The organism is Petralouisia muris (assembly GCF_004793545.1).
GTDB classification, from domain to species: domain Bacteria; phylum Bacillota; class Clostridia; order Lachnospirales; family Lachnospiraceae; genus Petralouisia; species Petralouisia muris.
The window spans coordinates 18,683-38,577 of record NZ_SRYA01000015.1 but is presented as its reverse complement, the minus strand read 5'-3'; the positions used below and the strand labels follow the sequence as shown (position 1 = coordinate 38,577).

The window sequence follows — 19,895 nt, the reverse complement described above, 5'->3', positions numbered from 1 at the left end:
TTTATTACATATTCTGTGAGGTTATGTACTGTTTTTCCACTTTCTCTTCTTTTACTGCTCCTCTGGCACCGGATTTTCAGCTCCTTCCGGCATAGCCTCCGGCACGCCCTCTGCCGGATATTCATCTCCTCCCGGATTCTCCTGGCCCTCTTCGTCCTCCGGGGAACTCCCTGTCCCTTCCTGGCCTCCCTCCTCCGGCGACTCTTCGTCCCCTTCCGGTTCTCCGCCCTCTGGCGGAATCTCTGTTCCCTCCGGTGGATTCTCTGTTCCTTCCGGTTCTCCTTCTCCCGATGGATTCTCTGCCCCCTCCGGCGAATTTTCTGTTCCTGCAGGATTGTCTCCTTCCGGCAGATTCTCTGTTCCTTCCGGTTCTTCTCCGCTTTCTGTTTCCTCATCCTGAAATACATTCAAATAAGGAAGAATCTCTGTGAAGATTTCCTTTGCCAGTTCTGTGGCAAGGCTGCTGCTCTGCTGCTCTATAGGCACATTTGCCTCATCAATGACCACATAAACCAGCACTTCCGGATTTTCTACCGGAGCAAATCCGATAAAAGACACCACATACTTCTTATCGTCACGATTCCCTTTTTGTGCCGTACCGGTCTTTCCGCCCATGGAATATCCATCCACTTTGGCGCTTTTTCCAGTTCCTTCTGATACCACACTGTAAAGATACTGTCTCACAGTATCACTGGTCTGCCGGGATATGGTCTGCTTTAATACCACAGGCTCCACAGATTGTACAGTATTCCCATTTTCATCCACAATTTTCTTCACAAGATGAGGCTGATAGTAATATCCTCCATTTATCAGTGAGGAAAACGCCGATGCCAGCTGTACCAATGTTACATTAAAATTCTGACCAAATGAATTGGTTGCCAGTGAAGTTGCGTCGGTGTTTCCCACTGTATAAATCAAAGTGTCGGTTCTGGCTTCTCCCGGCAAATCAATATTTGTCCGCAAACCGAAATTAAAAATATTCTGATATTTATAGAAATCTTCTTTCCCAATGTCCACTACCATTTGCATCATTGCATCATTGCAAGAATTCATCAAAGTCTGTTCCATGGTCTGGGGACCATGCCCGGAACGCTGTACGCATCTGATATCATGGCCGCCGATTTTCTCAATCCCGTCACAGTCATACCATTCCCTGGTTTTTCCGGTTTCTAATGCGGTGGCTACAGTAAACGGCTTTGCGGTGGAACCCGGTTCATAGGTATAAGTGATACAATAATTCTGCCAGATTTCATTCAGTTTATTCAGCTTTTCTTCCTCACTGAAAGATTTTATTTCTTCTTCCGAATAATACAGGGATAAATCTCTTGGCTGATTCAAATCATAAACAAGACCGTCTGACATGGCCATAATCTCACCGTTTTGGGGATTCATCACAACCACCCCGACCTGTTTGCTGCCTGCTCCCTCTGTTACGCCGTTTCTGTATTTTTCCTGAAATGCCGCAATCTTTTCTTGAACGATCTTTTGGATATTCAAATCCAGAGTAGTCACCACTGCATTGCCGTTGATCGGCTCTTTGATGGTTTTCTCAAAATTATTATCGGAATTCAAAAAACCGTACTGCCGGCCGTTCACGCCGTTTAAAATGTCATTGTAATAATCTTCTAACCCGCCGATTCCTTCATTTCCCGAAGTGGTAAATCCCAACACTTTGCACGCCAGCGTACCGTAAGGATATTCCCTCTGGTATTCCTTTTCAAACCATACCCCCTGTACGTTCGGATTTACTTTTTTCCCCTTTTTATTTACTTTTGCTTCCAACTCTACAAATTCTTTTATTTCGTCATAATACAGCTTTTTACGCAAAACAAAATAACGACTGTCTGCTTTCTCTGTCAGAGCAGCCATTACCTCTTCTTCCGTAACATCCGGAAAACATTGTGTCAGCGCCGCAATGGTAGGCTCCACATATTTCTTGACATCCTTTTCCGTCTCCCTGTCGTAAAATTCCTCATTAATCAGCTTGCAATCCAAAATTACATTATATACATCCACGCTGTTTGCCAATATGGTTCCTTTGGAATCCAGAATCTCTCCCCGTTGATATGGAATGCTCTGGCTTTCATATCCCTGTTGGCTCAGTACCTGTTTCTCATATTCATCGCCCTTGACTTGCTCGATATAAATCAGCCTTCCAACGAGCCCTCCCAGCATCGCCATGATAAGAGAAACCATGACCAGCAGTTTTTTCTTCATTCTTCTGGAAAACTTAAAGGGTTCTTTCTTTTTTCCGGGTTTTCTTTTTTTCGTTGCCAATAGTCATTACCTTCTTTATTTTACCGGGATATCCTGATATTGATTCATATAATCGCTGGAATCCACTTCAAAATATATAATCTGATCCTTTCCAGGATAAATCATTCCCAATTCTCCTGTAGCTTTCTGACGAATCGCTTCCAAATCTACGGAAGTATCAATCCGCTTTTGCTCTGCATCATTGTCTGTCTTAAGGTTCATCACTTCACTTTTCAGGGACGCCACATGCCTGATTCTGGTGGTAAGTTCCGACTGCAGCTTCAAATAAACGCCAGTCACTCCTACCATCACCAGCATTGCCGCTGCTAAAAACAACACATAGCCCGGGCTCATTTGAAGAGCTTTTTCCTGATTCCTTCTGGCCGCTGCCCGAAGAGTCCGCTTTCTTTCTCTTTGTTCTCTGTCAAGTCTCTGCTTCTCCTTAAACTCCCGATGGGTTTCTTCACTCCGCCGCGCTGGGTCCGGTTGAAGTTTTCTTACTGTATTCCCTTCTATGTAGCTTACAGTTTTTTCTTTACGCGCTGCATTTCCCTGCTGTCTCACTGTTTTCACTCCTATCTTAAATTTAAGTCTTACATTTTATGCCTTTTCGAATGCTCTCAGCTTTGCACTTTTCGCCCGTGAATTATATTCTATTTCTTCTTCCGTTGGCAGAACAGGCTTCCTTGTCACTGTCTTTCCCATTGATTTTTTCCCACATACACAAACCGGGAAATCAGTCGGGCAGGTACATGGATTTTGACAGTTCCGGAAGATATTCTTGACAATTCTGTCTTCCAGAGAATGAAACGTAATCACGCAAATCCTTCCTCCGGGAATTAACAGCTTCACCATATCTTCCAGAGAATCCTGTAAAACCTCCAATTCGCCATTCAACTCAATTCGAATAGCCTGAAAGGTACGCTTGGCCGGATGTCCGCCGCTCATTCGCACCTTGGCAGGAATTGCTCTCTTAATCACCTCTGTCAGTTCTCCTGCTGTCTCAATTTCTTTCTCTTCTCTTGCTGCTGCAATATGTTTTGCAATGTTTTTCGCAAATTTATCTTCCCCATAATCCCGGATGATCCGGTATAGCTCTGTCTCACTATATGTATTTATCAGCTCTTTTGCTGTAAACTTCTGACGTTTATCCATCCGCATATCCAACGGTGCATCTTCTGTCCGGTAGGTAAATCCCCGTTCAGGGTCATCCAGCTGGTAGGAGGAAACTCCCAAATCCAGCAAAATGCCATTGACCTGTTCTGTACCGTATTCTGCCAGAACCTCCCGCATCCTGCGGTAATTGCTTCTGATAATTTGTGTTCTGTCTTCAAATTCCGACAGCCTTTGGGCGGCTGCCCGAACTGCATCCTCGTCCTGATCGATTCCTATTAATTTTCCTTTGGAGGACAGGCGCCTGCATATCTCATAGGCATGTCCGCCGCCGCCCAAAGTTCCATCCACATATATTCCATCGGGGTTAATCTTCAGGTATTCAATTGTTTCCTTTAAAAGTACAGACTTGTGCCTGAATTCCATAAGCTCCCTTTCTGTTCCTTTTTATTATTTCTCCTGTTTAGGCTTCTCCACAGATCATCCGCAGCCAAAGTCTGCATTAAATCGAAAGTCCCAGGCTTGCCATATGTTCTGCGATTTCCTCCACATCATCATATTCATTAGTATCCTGCCATCTGTCTTTGCTCCAGATTTCTATGTGGTTCACCACGCCTGCCAAGACAACCTCTTTCTCAATCCCGGCAAATTCCCTGAGGGTTGCCGGCAACAGTACACGCCCCTGTTTGTCCACTTCACAGGTTGCTGCACCTGCAAAGAAAAATCTTGCAAACTTCCGGGCTTCTTTGGAGAATTGTGATACTTCTCTGAATTTGGTTTCCATAAGCTTCCACTCATCACCAGAATACACGAATAAGCATCCATCCAGTCCCTTTGTCACAACAAATTCATCTCCCAACAATTCCCTGAATTTGGACGGAACTATCAGTCTGCCTTTTGTATCAACTGTGTGATTGTATTCACCCATGAACATAGACATCACCTTCTGTCAGAAAGGATGTGGCGGTTTATTCTGTGGGCACTGCCAACATTATTATCCACTTTCTCACCACTTATCACCCTTTTTCACCACTTCTCTCCACTTTTATTACATTCTAGCTTATCACAGACAAAAAAGCAATAGTAAATTTGTGAAATCCAAAAAGGCAAATTTTCCCTCCTATTTGCCAGATTTCTGTCAAATTTTCTGAAATCAGTGTTTTTTAAGACATTTTGCACAAAAAAGAAAGAAAGTGAATGCTCACTTTCTTTCTTTGTTCGGCTTTTGACGACAAATAACCTGCCGTAAAGCGGTTTTCTGCTTTTAACCTTCTGCAAGACGAATGATTTTCTCCATGTCTGCAATCAATTCTCTGGAATATTCTTCTGCCGCCCGGCATACCTGTTCTGCCTTGCCATAATCATCATTAAACAATGCATTGATCGCATCGGAACCAAAGGCATGGAACTTCTGATGCTTCTCCGCCAATCCATCCCATATTTCCCGGACTCCCGGTATCTCCGGCGTAAAGGAATAATAAAAATGTCCGAATCCGCACTTGGAAGAATCCAGCTGAAGAGGCACAATCACCCGTTCCTTTACCATTTTCTCCAAATTATTAATCCAGCTCCGATGGGCGCCAATGGCATTCTGCATATATTTGCAGAATTCTGCATTTTTCATCTGTAAAAAGCTGTCATTGGACATCTTTCCCATCAGTTTGACTGCAGAATCCAGGGTTTCCTCAATATCCACCACCGGCTCTGTAGCCTTCATCAGCTCGTTTCCGATCTCACGCATAAAATCTGTACTGTTCCTCAGCTGATTCTCCATCTCGGCCATAGTGCTGCTGATTTCCTCACTGACTGCCGCAAGCGAAGTAACAGATTCGCTGACCTTCGACACATGCCGTTGATTCTCATCATTCAATTCCCATACGTTCCCAATCTTTCCGGTCATAGTTCCAAGCGCTTCTATCGTATTCGTGGTGCTTCCGGCACTCTTCTGGGAGGCTCCCCGAATTCCTTCCACAAATTCTCCCATATCTCCGGTTAATTTCTGAGTCTGCTCTGCTAAAGCACGGATTTCATCTGCCACTACAGCAAATCCCCGGCCTGCTCTTCCTGCCCTTGCAGCCTCTATAGAGGCGTTCAATGCAAGAAGATTGGTCTGCATGGAAATAGACTCTATTCCTGAAATTACCTCATTCATATTATTAATCACATCCAGCAGTTCATCCATATCCTTCCGCATCTCTTTGGATACTTCGATGGCCTGATCCGAAAGATCCCGAATAGAGGTAAGCTCTTCCTGCCCTTTCTCAATCTTCTGATAGACCTCTTCTGTCTCTTCTGACACCCTGATGATCGTGTTGGTCAGCTGTTCCAGGGAATTGTTGCCTTCCACTTCTGAATGATCCCCGCCGGCTCCAAAAATAACCTCTGTAGCCTTCGCCACATTATGGGATATCTCAAGAATCTTATCTGTTTCATGCTGCACCGTTAAGTCCAGGGAACTAATCTGCATCACTGCCTTGATATTTTTCTCAAGAATCTCTGCAAACTGATCCCTGTTATGTACTAAACGCCGGTAGATATCACTTAACTCCGGTTCCCCTGCATAATTATCATCCCTCAGCTCTGAAATTGATTTCACCAGTCTCTTTGTTTTTCCAAGTCCCATATCATGCCCTCTTTTTCTTAAATAATCTTACATTTCTTTAAGATGGTATTCACTTTATATTCTTTATCATATTTCGTCATATGTCAATATTTTTTTCAATTTTTTTAATATTTTATAACAGAAAGACAGAGTTGAGACTCGCTTGCAATCTGATTTCTCATCGTCTCTCAACTCTGCTTCCTTCCCCCTGGGGAAGGAGCTATCCGCCCCTTCCCTTTTTCTGTTTGTTGCTTAATTCAGCTGCAGCTCAGCAGCTGAACTTCCTCTTTGCATTGCATGTAAGTTTCAATCAGTTTATCCAACTGGATACTCATCTGATAACACTCTGGCGTCCAGATGGCCTTCCCTGCTTCCACATCCAATGCCTGTCGTTTAATTTCAATCTCTCTCACCAGCTCTGACATGTTCATCTTATGCTCCTTTTTCCCCTCGCATATATTGTATTATCTTTGGAGAAAAAAAGCAAACGAAAATCGCCATTTTTTTACAGGACATTTCGACATAAAATGCTTTTATTCGACATTTTATCATTTTCCTAACTTGCCGCCGCTGTGATCTCAGGGGCTGTATCCCGCTTAATCAGCCGGATTACCGCCACTACCACCTGATGACACAATGTCACAATATGTCGACAATCATCTTCGACAGAATTCTTCAATTTAACATAAGTTTCGTGTGCTTTCCGTATAAAATTGCAAATATCTGTCGTACTGTTAAGATTTGTCACCGAAAAGCGAATCCACTGACTGTTTCTTTCCGCCTCACCGCTGGCAATATATTCCTTTAGTCCCCGCTTTAATTGTTCCTCATAGATACAGTGATCCTTCAGATTGCCAGGATAGTGAGGATTATGGGGAAATGTAAAATAATCTGCTATGTAATGAATGACTTCTCCCAGATTCCGGTAAAACACCCGCATATTAATCTGAGAGTTTCTCTGACGTTGCACAAGCTCCTCTAATTCCCGCTGTACCTTAGGGAACGTCCCTTCCATTTCATGCTTCACTGTAATAAAGGAAGGCTTGCAGTCTGGAAGGATACTGCCTAAATAAAATGCCTTTTTATGCTTCTGCAGCTCCTGCTCTTCTAAACTGTCTACAATGTATTTTGCCAATGATATATGAGATTTCTTTCTCACTGTTATCCTCCATATGCACTGTGCCTCTTCCTGATTATATACGCTCAAGCCTATACTCTTTACAGATTTTGTCTGTAAAGAAACTTTTATATCCAACAAAAACAGGAAGAAGAATACTGTTTAAACGCTACAGTTCCATTCTACTTCCTGTTTTCAAATATTACAAGTATTTTTTATAAATTCACAAACTGTTCTTATAGAATTACATATTTTTCCAATTTTGACTGTATCCTCTGTGACAGTCACAGCTGCCGGAATAATCCATTGTCTATTTACAGTGGCAGTCGAAGCTTGCGCATTCTGTTTCTCCGCAGCTGCATGCATTGCTTCCTGCAATACCAATTTCATTTGCGCTGCATCTGCAGTTATCATTAAAATCACAGTTGGTTGCCTGGCATTTTACGCTGACTTCCTTACTTGCATGTCCCACAGAGTTCGTCATGCTTCCCGTTCTCTCCCGAAAACTTTCACAGCAGGTTTCATTGGATTTGGAAGCATCATGGCCTCCGATGGTAATATCCCCTTTGGAGCAAAGCTGCTCATCGTTGTACATACAGTTTCTTGCTGAACATTTTAACTGTGTCATTTTATATCTCCTTTCTTACCACAACAATCATACAGCGGATGTCTCGCTTCTTTCCGCTCAATATCCGCTGTACTAGTATTTGAAAATTTAAAATGAATTATACTTAAGACTTCAGCTTTTCAATGTTTATGCTATAGACTCTGAAGAGTTTGCTTTTGAACCTTTTTACCGCTTCTTTCCGCTAAACGCCCTGGGAAAATTACTTTTTAGACTCTTCCGTCATTTCCTCTTTGCGGATTTCCTTTGTACAGATTTCCTTGCAGATCTGACTGATAAAATCACTTAAAGGCTTCACGCCCTCATCTCCTGCAAACCGGCTTCTGACGGAAACTGTCTGTTCTGCTTCCTCCTGCTGACCCACAACCAGCATGTAAGGAACCTTTTCCAGCCGGCTCTCTCTGATTTTGTAACCAATTTTTTCCGAACGGTTATCTGTGGTGCAGAGGATTCCGTTGGCCTTCAGTTCTTTTTCGACTTCCGCTGCATAAGCTTCATATTTATCGGAAATCGGCAGCACTCTGACTTGCTCTGGACACAGCCAGGTGGGGAACTTGCCGGCATATTTCTCAATCAGCCATGCCAGCGTTCTCTCATAACAGCCCATGGATGTTCTATGGATAATATAGGGCCGCACTTTATCTCCGTTTTGATCGATATAGTACATATCAAACTGTTCCGCCAGCAGCGCATCCCACTGAATGGTAATCATGGTATCTTCTTTTCCATAAACATTTTTGGCATTAATATCAATTTTAGGCCCGTAAAAGGCTGCTTCTCCCACATCCTCTGTGTAATTGATTTCCAGTTCATCCATAATTTCCCGCATATGCTGCTGGGTTTCTTCCCAGACCTCTGGTTCGCCGATATATTTTTCCCGGTTCTCTGGGTCCCACTTGGAAAGATGATAGGTAACATCCTCTTCCACGCCCAGGGTAGACAGGCAGTATTTGGCCAGCGCAATACATTTTTTGAACTCTTCTACCATCTGATCCGGGCGGACAATCAGATGGCCTTCCGAAATGGTAAACTGGCGGACACGGGTCAGTCCATGCATTTCTCCGGAATCCTCATTTCTAAACAGGGTGGAAGTTTCTCCGTAACGCAAAGGCAGATCTCGGTAAGAATGCTGCTCTGCCTTGTATACATAATACTGGAAAGGGCAAGTCATGGGACGCAATGCCAGCACTTCTTTATCTTTTTCCTCATCTCCCAGCACAAACATGCCGTCAATATAGTGATCCCAGTGGCCGGAAATCTTATACAGATCAGATTTTGCCATCAGAGGAGTTTTGGTGCGGATATAACCCCATTCATTATCCTCTAAGTCTTCAATCCACCGCTGCATGGTCTGGATAATTTTGGCTCCCCTGGGCATGAGCAGGGGAAGTCCCTGTCCAATCACATCCACAGTGGTAAACAGCTTCATCTCCCGTCCCAGCTTATTGTGATCCCGTTTCTTAATATCCTCTAAATGCTCCAGGTAAGCATTCAGTTCATCTTTTGCGGCAAAAGCCGTACCGTAGATTCTCTGAAGCTGAGCTTTGTTGGAATCTCCCCGCCAGTAAGCCATGGAGGAAGAAATCAGCTTAAAGGCCTTAACGGGCTTTGTGCTCATCAAATGCGGACCTGCACAGAGATCGGTAAATCCTTCTCCCTGTTTATAAAAAGAGATTTCTGCATCCTCCGGCAAATCTTCAATCAATTCCACCTTATAGGGTTCTTCTCTGTCTTTCATTAGCTGAATGGCTTCGGCCCGGGGAAGGGTGAATCTCTCCAGCCGGTTTCCTTCTTTTATGATTTTCTTCATCTCTTTTTCCAGTTTGTCCAGATCTTCTCTGGAAAATGGTTCCGCCTCAAAATCATAGTAAAACCCTTCGTCAATGGAGGGACCGATTGCCAGCTTTGCATTGGGAAACAGCCGTTTTACCGCCTCTGCAAGCACATGGGAACAAGTATGGCGAACCGTGCGGATTCCCTCTGGATCTTTCTGGGTGAGAAGATTCAGCCCGCAGTCTTTGTCAATTACAGTCCGCAAATCCATCACCTGTCCATCTACTTCCCCTGCACAGGCCATGCGGGCCAGACCTTCGCTGATATCCAATGCAATGTCATAGATACTTTTTGCTTCGCTGTATTCCTTTACGGAACCGTCTTTTAATGTAATTTTCATTTTTACGCTCCTCTTTCTGTCTTTTTTCTAATGAAAAGAAAGTTCTTCTTCCATATCTTCAAAATCTTCCATATTTTCCATTTCATCGGCATCTTCCCAGTTCTCATAGAAATCATCTGGATATTCATTCCCATTTTCCTTCCCATTATTGTTATTATCACTGCCGTTATGGGAACCAATGGTAGTATGCCTGGTTCGTTTAGGGGCAAACACAAAGCCTATGACAATTCCCCCTAATAAGCTGGTAGCAATAGTCAGAACATATTCTTTCTTTGTCATTGCCACAACATCCGTTAACGTTTTGGTCCATTCTTTCAATTTGCACATCATTATTTCTCCTTTCTAATCAGCAGCGCAATGCCAGCTTAGACAATTGCGCCTGGCAGTGCTTTTTCTGTGAAATAAAAATCCCATGCACTACAACATCAACTGTACTGCATGGGACGTATCAAACGCGGTTCCACCCTGCTTGTTCTGTTTTATGTATAACAAATAAAACAAAACCTCTCATTCTGACGATAACGGAGTCACCGGGCCTTGGCCGCTCCAGGGTGGTCTTGGGCTGTTTCCTGCCAAACCGTTTCCAGCGCCCGAACGAATCTTGCCTTGAACGGCTCTTGCTGACTTCCATTCTGCGGATTCACAGAGCCTTTGAACAAATCTCGTTCTTCGACGGTTCTCTCTGCCTGTTTTCTTATAGATACGCAATATTTAAAATAAGAAAACCCGGCATTTCACAGCTTACTCTTCCTATCAACGCTTTTGTTTCTTCATAACCTGCAGTTATCCTCAGACTGCAGCGCCAAAAAACTTACACTCGCTTCTGTCCGGAAATTCTGCTTCCTATACTATAATCCATTTTCCCTTGTCTGTAAAGGTCTATTTGTTCCTTCCGCAGCATTTTTTGTACTTTTTCCCACTGCCGCAAGGACATGGATCGTTGGGATATACCTTATCTTCCTTGATGATTGTGCCGGACTTCTTCTGTTCCAGATACAGTCTGTGCCTGGTTTCTTCATCATATATCTTCTCCCACTGGGGCAGCTCATAGAGCCAGTCCGCCTTGGCGTCCACCATGTTCTTGTATAATTTTTCCTTGTCAAACGCCAGGCTAACATGAGTATCCTCTTCCATTTCTTCAATGGGATTAGGAGTAATCAGGCTGTCGTTAATGCCGTCTAAAAATCCTGTCATATCCATAATGGACAATTGATATTTTTCCGCCAGCTCTTTTACCGTGCCTTCCACTGCCTGATCCGGCTCTTCTAACAGCTGCTCGTACACTCCCTTTTCCAAGAGAAAATATCTCTGCCAGAACTTCTGGAGATCCCCTTTATTTGTTTCCTGATTGTATGCAATTTCTTTCCATTGTTCTAATAACGCCATTTTAAATACCATCCTTCCACTGCGCATTTTTATACAGGCCTTACTAGTATAACTCATTTTCTCCAGTTTTTCAAAGGGTTTTTTATGAAAAACCAAAAAGCCTTCTCTCAGGCCGGGAAATGGACAGAGACTTTACAAAATCCCCCGCCTGCAAATGCAGACAGGGGATTTTTAAAAAGGGGAGGATAAGTATTTAACCTTATCTTTGGTTCAAAGCATTTTGCTTCACCGAGCAGGACAAGTGGGGGCTTTGTCCCTTTCGGATGATAATAGTATGAACGGATTTTCTCTCTTTATTCAAAAATTTTAAAAATTTTACTTTTTTTCTAATGTCTGTGTTAGAATAGGAATAAAATCAAAAATAAAAGGTGGTAACTTATGAAAGACAAAAACATTTTAAACAACAAATACTTTCTGTATGTGACGGAATTTTTCTCAGGCATGTCTGTCATGGCAGTGGAACTGGGCGCAAGCCGGCTGATGGCCCCTTACTTCAGTTCCTCTCAGATTGTGTGGACTGTAATTATCGGCGTTATTATGATTGCCATGGCTCTTGGAAATGTGTGGGGCGGCCGTCTGGCAGACAAATCACCCTCCCCGGACATGCTGTACGCAAGACTCCTCCTTGCCGCTGTCTGGATTGCACTGATCCCCTTTGCAGGAAGGTATCTGATCGGCGGAATCTCGCTGTTTCTTGCAGTGTTTATCACCAAAAACTTTCTGGTGTGGGCTGCGCTTTTTGCCTGTTTGGCTGTATTTGCTTTCCCATGCGCGCTCCTTGGGACTGTCACTCCCTCGCTGGTGAAATATGCTGTAAGCAGCCTTGACAACAATGGAAAGACCGTAGGGGAGCTGGGAGCTTTAAATACTATCGGAAGTATTATCGGAACCTTTCTGCCCACCTTCGTAACGATCCCTTCCGTGGGAACGGCAGTGACTTTTCTGATATTTTCCGGCGTGCTGGCCTGTATCAGTATGATATATTTTTTCTCTCTGCGCAAAAAAATGGTAAAATGCGGGCTGACTGCCCTGCTGATTCTTGCGCTGGGGCTGACCTCTTCTTCCTATAGTTTTGCCTTTTGGGAAAAGGATATTACGCTGGAAGATGAATCCATCTATAATTATTTGCAGGTAAAAGAAACGGATTCCTCTGTTATTCTGTCTACAAACGTACTCTTCGGCGTGCAGTCCATTCTGATGAAAGACGCCCGCCTTACTGGAATGTATTATGATTATGCGCTGGCTGCGCCTCTGATGGCTGGAATCACAAAGGATAAGCCCGGAGATATTCTGATTCTGGGCCTGGGCACCGGAACCTTTGCCAAATACTGCAGCGAATATTTTCCGGGATGTTCCATTGAGGGGGTGGAAATAGATGAAAAAATTGCAGATCTTGCAACGGAATATTTTGAACTGCCGGATTCTGTACAAGTCTCTATCTATGACGGCCGCTCTTACCTGGCAGCCTCTGACAAAACCTATGATGTAATTATGGTAGACGCTTATCAGGATATCACCATCCCCTTTCAGATGTCCTCAAAGGAATTTTTCACGGAAGTGGCAGGGCATCTGAATCCCGGCGGCGTTATGGTGGTAAATATGAATATGAAATCCGGTTCTGAAAATTCCATCAATGATTATCTCTGTGATACGATGGGAACCGTTTTTGAATATGTTTATACTGCCCCGGTAAACGGCGGAACCAACTGCGAGGTGTTTGCCTTCCAGAATTCTGAAGCGATGGAAGCCTTTGATTCCAGGAGAAACGCTCTTTCTGATCCGGCTCTTTCTGATATGATGGAAACCGTTTCCGGACAGTTATCCTTAAGGGAATCCGGGGATTTGATTCTGACCGATGACAAAGCCCCGGTGGAGCTTCTGGGAATGCGGGTCTTGGATGAAATTATTGCAGAGGAGCTGGATTATTACCGGGATCTGTACCTGGAAGAATTTTTCCCATAAGCCCTCTCTTCCTAATCGAATCCTTTCACCGCTATTCCATGTTCAGCTGCTTTAGCAGCCACTTTCCCCAGGGAGTCAAATCTTTGGATTTCCAGCCGGAGGTTTTGCTGCAGGAATCTTTCAGTAATGCAGAGCTTTCTGATTTATTGGAAAGATTCCATCCAATATAGCTTATTTTATTCTTTTTTAAAAACTTCATCCAGCGGCTGCCTTCTGTTTTGTTCAGCGTCCCGCTGCCGGAAGCGTCTGAGATTCCAAATTCCGACACAAACAGGGGCAGTCCCTGATCCAATGCCGTCTGCGCTTTCTCCCTTAAGTATTCCCCATGAGTTCCCGCATAGAAATGCAGGGTATACATCAGATTTTTATATCCTTTGATTGGGTCTTGAGCCGCAAGCTCCACATCCTGGGACCAGTTGGGCGTTCCAATGAGAATCAGGGCGTTTTTATCTCTGGCACGGATTGCCTTTATCACCTTTTCGGCATAAGACTTGATGGTATCCCAGGAAACGCCTCCATTTGGCTCATTGCAGATTTCATAAATCACATTGGTATATTTCTTATATTTGGAAGCCATTTTCTTAAAAAATGCAAGAGATTCTTTTTCATAGGTCCGGGGATTGCCGTCGCTTAAAATATGCCAGTCAATGATCACATACAATCCTGCCTTTACGGCATATTTTACGCCCTGATCGATTTTCTTTTCCAGCGCCCTGCGATTTGCCTTGTCCCCGGTGCAGTAACCGTTATATTCACTGGTATAAAGAGCCAGGCGCACGGTATTGATTTTCCAATTTTTCTTCATATAGGTAAACGCCTTCTGGTTCACATACTGAGGATACCAGGAAAGTCCATGGGTACTGACCCCTTTCAGCCGGACGGTTTTCCCTTTCTCATTGACCAGACGGGTGCCCTCTGCCTTCAGAGCCGGAAGCTTGGCCCCAAAGACTGGCAAGGTTCCCATAGTCATGGAACACACTGCTGCAAGTATGCAAATAAAACGAATCAGATTTTTCTTTTTTCTCATATTCTTTCCTTTCCGGCAGATGTGCTGCACGCCATCTCCTCAAATATGCTGCCTTGCAGTCAGTATAACATAAAATTCCTTTTCTTTCATCCTGAAATTTTCTGTTATGGATCATTTTTTATGCAGGCAGACACCTCGATGATATCTGCATGATGTTTCCTCTCCCTATATCAAATTCATTCTTTTCAATTCAAAATAAACTCCATCTTCCTCAACACTCTCACAGACAACATCTGCACTGTCTTTTAAGTCCTGGCAGGAATTCCCCATGGCAACGGCAATCCCTGCATATTCCAGCATCTGCTGATCATTCATACTGTCGCCAAAAGCAACCGTATCTGCCAGATCTGCCCCATAGTATTCACAGACGCGTTCCATGGCCTCGCCTTTATCCATATCCCGCCGTATAATCTCGCCATTATAGCAGTCCGCATCTTTTGCATAGGGATGCACCACATAATGAAACTCTTGCTCCAGATACGGTTTTGTTTTCTCAAGTTCTGCCAGGTCTGTACAGATAAAGCCCAGCTTATACGCTCCCTTGCGAGGATATTCCGTATACGGCTTTACCCCAACGTCAGAAGCCAGTTCCTTCTTCATCCGGATCAACTCTGAATTAGACAAATCTGCCGTTGCGCTCGTAAGGATTTCCTGAAGGCTATTGTCAATATAAATTCCCTCCGGGCTTTCTATGCGGCAGTAGATTCCGAATTTATGAAAAACTTCCAGGCATTTCTGAATGGTTTCTTCCGAAAGCACACTGTCACGGATCACTTTCCCATCAATTTCTATATGTCTTCCTGCGCTGGCAACCACACCGTCAAACCCTACTTCCAGAACATCTTCACTTACAATGGCCATATTACGTCCTGTGCTGATCAAAACCCTGTGTCCATTTTTTCTTGCTTCCTGCACTGCCCTTGACGCAAGTTCTGTTGGTTTTTCCAACGGGACCGTAAATGTCCCGTCGATATCTAAAAACACAATCTTTTTATCTGTCATTATGCTTCCTCCAATTTGATGAGAGGCTCCATACAGTGAACCTCACCGGACTTTAGACCTTCCACGCTTTTGTAATCGTCCGTGTTGGCAATGATCACCGGAGTGGTCACAGGATAACCTGCTTCCTGAATTTTCTGAATATCAAATGTAAGAAGCAGCTGTCCTGGTTTTACCTGATCGCCCTGTGCCACATGGGCCTCATAATACTTCCCCTCAAGCTCTACCGTATTCACACCCACATGAATTAACAACTCTGCCCCTTCTTCCGTTGTAAGGCCAATGGCATGCTTCGTATCAAACAGCGTGGAAATCTCACCCGCACAAGGCGCTGTCACTTTACCCTCCGAGGGAATTACTGCCATTCCCTTTCCTAATACTTCTGCGGCAAAGGTATCATCCGGCACTTCGCTCATTGGAATTGCTGTTCCTGTCAGCGGACTGCAGATTACATTCTTTTCTGCTGCCGGAAAAACACCCATAGACGTATCTGCTTTTTCTTCTGCAGAAACTTCTTTTTTCTCCAGTTCTTTATTAAACTTTTTCATGTTTGACATGATATATGTAAAGATAAATCCTGCCGCAATAGAAATTAGCGCACCAATCAAAAAGTTCAGCATACTAGATGCAGGCACACAGACAAACCCCACAACTCCTGCCGTTCCGGGAGCTGTATTCAAAACATTGGTCATCGTTACATACCCGCCTCCAAGAGCGGATCCAACCATAGCGCCATAAAACGGATATTTCAGTTTCAGGTTAACTCCAAACATCGCAGGCTCTGTAATACCCAGCATAGCAGATACACCTGAAGTCGCCGCAACGCTCTTTAATTTTTTATCCTTTGTCCGAAGCATGGCACAGAGTGTTGCGCCGCCCTGAGCCACATTATTACAGGACGCAATCGCAAGCAGGAAGGAGCCGCCTGCCGCTACCATCTGGATATCTACTGGAAGCAGGCTGTGATGCATACCCGTCATAGTAAGGGGAGAATATAAAAAGCCCAAAACCATACCGCCTACAATTCCTAATGTATCATGCATCCACACAAAGCTGTTTGTCAGCATATCGCCTGCCGTCCTCATAATCCCGCCTACAACTGTAAAAGTAACAAAGCCAGTAATCATAACCGTAAGAAGCGGCGTCAAAAGATTATCCAGAATCTCCGGAATATACTTATGCAGCTTTTTCTCTACAAACGAAAGAATATAAGAAGCAGCCAGAACCGGAAGAACGGTTCCCTGATATCCTACCTTTTCTATTGTAATCCCCAAAATGTTCCATACCGGGATTGTCCCTTCTGTTACAGCAGTGCCGTAGGCATAAGCATTCAGTAAATCTCCCGAAACCATAATCATGCCGATCACTGCCCCCAGATACGGATTGCCCCCAAACATTTTTGTGGCAGAAAACCCGATTAGGATGGGCAAAAAGGCATACGCAGCACTGGCAAATGTATTGATCATAGCAGCAATATCGGAAAGCGCCGGATATGCTTCTACCAAAGACTGACCCGGAACAAACAGCCCGTTTGCCGTAAGCACATTATTTAATCCCATCATCAAACCGCTGGCAACCAATGCCGGTATCAGCGGTACAAATACGTCAGACAACGTCTTTACAAGCCGCTGCAGCGGATTCATCTTCTGCACCGCCGCCTGCTTCACTTCGCTTTTCGTTGCTTCTGCGATCCCTCCTGTTTCAATGAATCGTTTATAAACTTCATTTACGGTGCCGCTGCCAATAATAATCTGGAATTGGCCTCCGTTGGCAAACTGGCCTTTCACCAGATCCACCTTCAGAATTCCATCCACATCTGCCTTTTCCTCATCTTTCAACACCAGCCTGAGCCTGGTTGCGCAGTGAGCGGCGCTGATAATATTTTCTCTTCCGCCCACCAACCTTAAAAGCTCTTCGGCAGACGCCTGATAACGTTCTTCCTTTGTCATAATTCTTAGTCCCTCCTTTGGATTATATGATTTCCTGATTCTATCATTTCATAAATGGCTGCTTCATATGGACGCAATTTCATCTGTTCCAGCTGAGTTACGCTATCCTGTCTATAATTCGACAGGATAACTCTGCCCCTCCCAGGATAGTCAAATTCTGCTGGCTTCCCATAGAAATTACATACTACCAGCCATTTCTTTCCCATCCATTCCCTCATATACGCAAAAACTTGTTCATCCTCCGGACACAGCAGCTCAAAAGTTCCATAGATTAATATAGGTTCTTCTTTTCGGAGACTGATTAATTTCTGATAATAATAGAATATGGAATCCGAATCCTTTAACGCCTCTTCCGCATTAATTTCTGTATAATTGGGATTTACCCTGCACCAGGGCGTCCCTTTTGTAAATCCTGCCTGGGGGCCGCTGTTCCACTGCATGGGAGTTCTTGCATTATCCCTTGATTTTGCACAAAGGGATTCCATAATTTCTTCCTCTGAATACCCAATTTGCTTTCGTTCCTGATACATATTGACAGACTCCACATCCATAAAATCCTCAATACCTGAAAACGGATAGTTCGTCATCCCTATTTCTTCTCCCTGATAAATATAAGGCGTCCCTTTCATTCCATGGAGCACAGTCGCCAGCATCTTTGCCGATTCCACCCGGTACTCTTTGTCATTTCCCCACCTGGAAACGATTCTCGGAAGGTCATGGCTGTTCCAGAAAAGGCTGTTCCATCCTTTCCCCTCCAATGCTTTCTGCCATTTTGCAAAAGCCTGCTTTAACTGTTTCAATTCAAGAAGCTTCAAATCCCATTTCTGTTTCCCCGGAACCTGATCCGTCAGCATCTGTTCAAACTGAAAAATCATATCCAGTTCCTTCCGCTCCGGATCAGAATATAAACTTCCATTCTCAATATCTGCTCCCCAGCATTCCCCTACCGTCATCAAATTCTTATCCCCAAATGTCTCCCTGTTCATTTCCTGGAGATATTCGTGAAGTTTCGGCCCGTTTTCCTTAATTCCCTGATCCGGGATTTTTCCAATGACATCAATCACATCCATCCGGAAACCGCCGATGCCCATATCAATCCAGAAATTCATCATTTTCCAGATTTCTTTTCGCATTGCCTCATTCTCCCAGTTCAGATCCGGCTGCTTTTTATGATAGAAGTGCAGATAATACTCCCCTGTTTCTTCCGAATATTCCCATGCACTGCCTCCAAAACAGGATTCCAGCCCATTGGGCGGTGAACCCGCTTCGCCCTTTCTCCAGATATAATAATTCCTGTATGGGTTATTCTTTGATTTTTTCGCCTCCATAAACCACGGATGTTCATCAGAGGTATGGTTCACAACAAGATCCATCATGATTCTAATACCACAATTTTCACATTCCCGGATCAGAGCCTTCATCTCATCCATTGTACCGTACTCCGGTGATATTCCATAATAATCAGAGATATCATAACCATTGTCCGCATTCGGGGAACCATAGACCGGGCTGAGCCAGATTACATCAATTCCCAGTTTCTTCAAATACCACAATTTTGAGCGAATACCGTTAATATCGCCGATTCCGTCACCATTGCCGTCACAGAAGCTTCGTGGATATATCTGGTATACGACACTCCTTTTCCACCATTTTTCTTTCACCATTTTTCTTAAACCTCGCTTCTTGTTTTTCTTCGGTGTTTTTAGTATACTGTAAAGGAGTCCTGATTACTTGCATAATTTTATCAGATAATAACATAATTTTACGATTTAGGAGTTGATAGATATGTCACGCGCTTATCATGAAGATAAAACCCATGGAACTTCCGTTTTTCCTTTACAAGTATATTCCCACCATGACAAAGATGGATTCTATTTTGTATCGCAGCACTGGCATGAAGAACTGGAATGGGTGTATGCAGAATATGGAATTCTTAATTTGACCATTCACGGGAAATCCTTTGTTTTAAATCCCGGGGAATTCTGTTTTATCAATTCCGGCCAACTGCATGAAATTAAATCTATTGGTGAATCCCTGCACCATGCCGTTGTCTTTAACCCTGGATTTTTAGACTTCGCATTGTATGACGCCTGCCAGCATAATTTCATCCGGCCGATAACCAATGGAACATTGTTGTTTCCAACCTTCTGCTCTGCATTTTCGCCGGCTGACCAAAAACAGATTCTGTTCCATATGCAGAAGATTATAAATCTTTATCATACACTCCCCACATGCGCCCTTTTAAGCATTAAACTCCACATACTGCACATGATTGAACTATTTTTTCAGGCAAATTATCTCTTAAAGAACACGTTATCATCCAAAGGAAAAGATTCTTTAAATAAATTGAAACAAGTAATTGAGTTTATTCACATCAATTACGCAGAATCAATCTCCCTGCAGACTTTATCTGAAATATGCTTTATGAGCCCCAATTATTTTTGCCACTACTTTAAACAGGAAATTGGAAAGACGCCGATTAGTTTTATCAATGAATATCGAATAGAAAAAGCCTGTGAAATGCTTTCTGAATCAAAAATGCCGATTTCTGATATCGCGCTTTCCGTTGGATTTGACAATTTCAGTTACTTTATACGGAAATTCCGGGAATATAAAGGAGTTGCGCCAAACAAATACCGTTCTCTTCGTTTAAACTTTGAAGTCAACTAAAAGGCCAGGGAATGCG

General features: G+C 43.7%; 17 protein-coding genes. 2 read left to right on the top strand and 15 right to left on the bottom strand.

What is annotated here, in order from left to right:
* Nucleotides 1-51: 51 nt before the first annotated feature.
* The 11 genes from E5329_RS09145 to E5329_RS09095 all read right to left on the bottom strand — a co-directional run bounded on the left by E5329_RS09145 (nt 52) and on the right by E5329_RS09095 (nt 11,272).
* Entirely contained in the window at nt 52-2,277 is a 2,226-nt protein-coding gene (locus tag E5329_RS09145) for a penicillin-binding transpeptidase domain-containing protein (protein WP_330572052.1), read from the bottom strand.
* A gap of 15 nt (nt 2,278-2,292) precedes the next feature.
* A complete protein-coding gene (locus tag E5329_RS09140; RefSeq protein ID WP_135989264.1) occupies nt 2,293-2,820 on the bottom strand; it encodes a hypothetical protein in 528 nt (175 codons plus the stop codon).
* A 36-nt stretch (nt 2,821-2,856) separates the two neighbouring features.
* Nucleotides 2,857-3,795, bottom strand: a complete 939-nt coding sequence (gene rsmH / locus E5329_RS09135; RefSeq protein WP_135989263.1) for a 16S rRNA (cytosine(1402)-N(4))-methyltransferase RsmH — start codon at nt 3,793-3,795, stop codon at nt 2,857-2,859.
* Between the two features lie 76 nt (nt 3,796-3,871).
* Nucleotides 3,872-4,303, bottom strand: a complete 432-nt coding sequence (gene mraZ, locus E5329_RS09130; protein ID WP_135989262.1) for a division/cell wall cluster transcriptional repressor MraZ — start codon at nt 4,301-4,303, stop codon at nt 3,872-3,874.
* Between the two features lie 330 nt (nt 4,304-4,633).
* On the bottom strand, nt 4,634-5,992 hold the full coding sequence (locus tag E5329_RS09125) for a methyl-accepting chemotaxis protein (protein ID WP_135989261.1): 1,359 nt from the start codon (nt 5,990-5,992) through the stop codon (nt 4,634-4,636).
* 236 nt (nt 5,993-6,228) lie between these two features.
* Nucleotides 6,229-6,402, bottom strand: coding sequence for a Spo0E family sporulation regulatory protein-aspartic acid phosphatase (locus E5329_RS09120; protein WP_135989260.1), 174 nt, complete (start codon nt 6,400-6,402; stop codon nt 6,229-6,231).
* A gap of 125 nt (nt 6,403-6,527) precedes the next feature.
* Entirely contained in the window at nt 6,528-7,130 is a 603-nt protein-coding gene (locus E5329_RS09115) for a zinc dependent phospholipase C family protein (protein WP_135989259.1), read from the bottom strand.
* A 268-nt stretch (nt 7,131-7,398) separates the two neighbouring features.
* Nucleotides 7,399-7,716 carry a DUF1540 domain-containing protein gene (locus E5329_RS09110; RefSeq protein WP_135989258.1) on the bottom strand — a complete coding sequence of 106 codons (318 nt, stop codon included), beginning with the start codon at nt 7,714-7,716 and terminating at the stop codon, nt 7,399-7,401.
* A 199-nt stretch (nt 7,717-7,915) separates the two neighbouring features.
* Nucleotides 7,916-9,886, bottom strand: coding sequence for a threonine--tRNA ligase (gene thrS, locus E5329_RS09105; protein WP_135989257.1), 1,971 nt, complete (start codon nt 9,884-9,886; stop codon nt 7,916-7,918).
* Nucleotides 9,887-9,913: 27 nt separating this feature from the next.
* Nucleotides 9,914-10,216, bottom strand: coding sequence for a hypothetical protein (locus tag E5329_RS09100; protein ID WP_135989256.1), 303 nt, complete (start codon nt 10,214-10,216; stop codon nt 9,914-9,916).
* A gap of 549 nt (nt 10,217-10,765) precedes the next feature.
* Nucleotides 10,766-11,272, bottom strand: coding sequence for an SEC-C metal-binding domain-containing protein (locus E5329_RS09095; RefSeq protein WP_135989255.1), 507 nt, complete (start codon nt 11,270-11,272; stop codon nt 10,766-10,768).
* Nucleotides 11,273-11,650: 378 nt separating this feature from the next.
* On the opposite strand from E5329_RS09095, the gene E5329_RS09090 reads away from it, so the two are divergent.
* A complete protein-coding gene (locus E5329_RS09090; RefSeq protein ID WP_135989254.1) occupies nt 11,651-13,234 on the top strand; it encodes a fused MFS/spermidine synthase in 1,584 nt (527 codons plus the stop codon).
* A gap of 31 nt (nt 13,235-13,265) precedes the next feature.
* Here E5329_RS09090 and E5329_RS09085 read toward each other — a convergent pair whose 3' ends face one another.
* From E5329_RS09085 to E5329_RS09070, 4 genes are all read right to left on the bottom strand, one after another.
* Nucleotides 13,266-14,261 (bottom strand): glycoside hydrolase family 5 protein, encoded by a 996-nt coding sequence (locus E5329_RS09085; protein WP_135989253.1) that lies wholly within the window; start codon nt 14,259-14,261, stop codon nt 13,266-13,268.
* A 165-nt stretch (nt 14,262-14,426) separates the two neighbouring features.
* Nucleotides 14,427-15,263 carry an HAD family hydrolase gene (locus E5329_RS09080; protein WP_135989252.1) on the bottom strand — a complete coding sequence of 279 codons (837 nt, stop codon included), beginning with the start codon at nt 15,261-15,263 and terminating at the stop codon, nt 14,427-14,429.
* Complete coding sequence (locus E5329_RS09075; protein WP_135989251.1) at nt 15,263-17,209, bottom strand: sucrose-specific PTS transporter subunit IIBC; 1,947 nt, start codon at nt 17,207-17,209, stop codon at nt 15,263-15,265. Before E5329_RS09075 ends, E5329_RS09080 begins: the two co-directional genes overlap by 1 nt.
* Before the next feature lie 5 nt (nt 17,210-17,214).
* Nucleotides 17,215-18,873 carry a glycoside hydrolase family 13 protein gene (locus E5329_RS09070; RefSeq protein ID WP_275443136.1) on the bottom strand — a complete coding sequence of 553 codons (1,659 nt, stop codon included), beginning with the start codon at nt 18,871-18,873 and terminating at the stop codon, nt 17,215-17,217.
* 121 nt (nt 18,874-18,994) lie between these two features.
* Between E5329_RS09070 and E5329_RS09065 the strand changes: the two genes are divergently transcribed.
* Entirely contained in the window at nt 18,995-19,879 is an 885-nt protein-coding gene (locus E5329_RS09065) for a helix-turn-helix transcriptional regulator (RefSeq protein WP_135989250.1), read from the top strand.
* Nucleotides 19,880-19,895 lie beyond the last annotated feature (16 nt).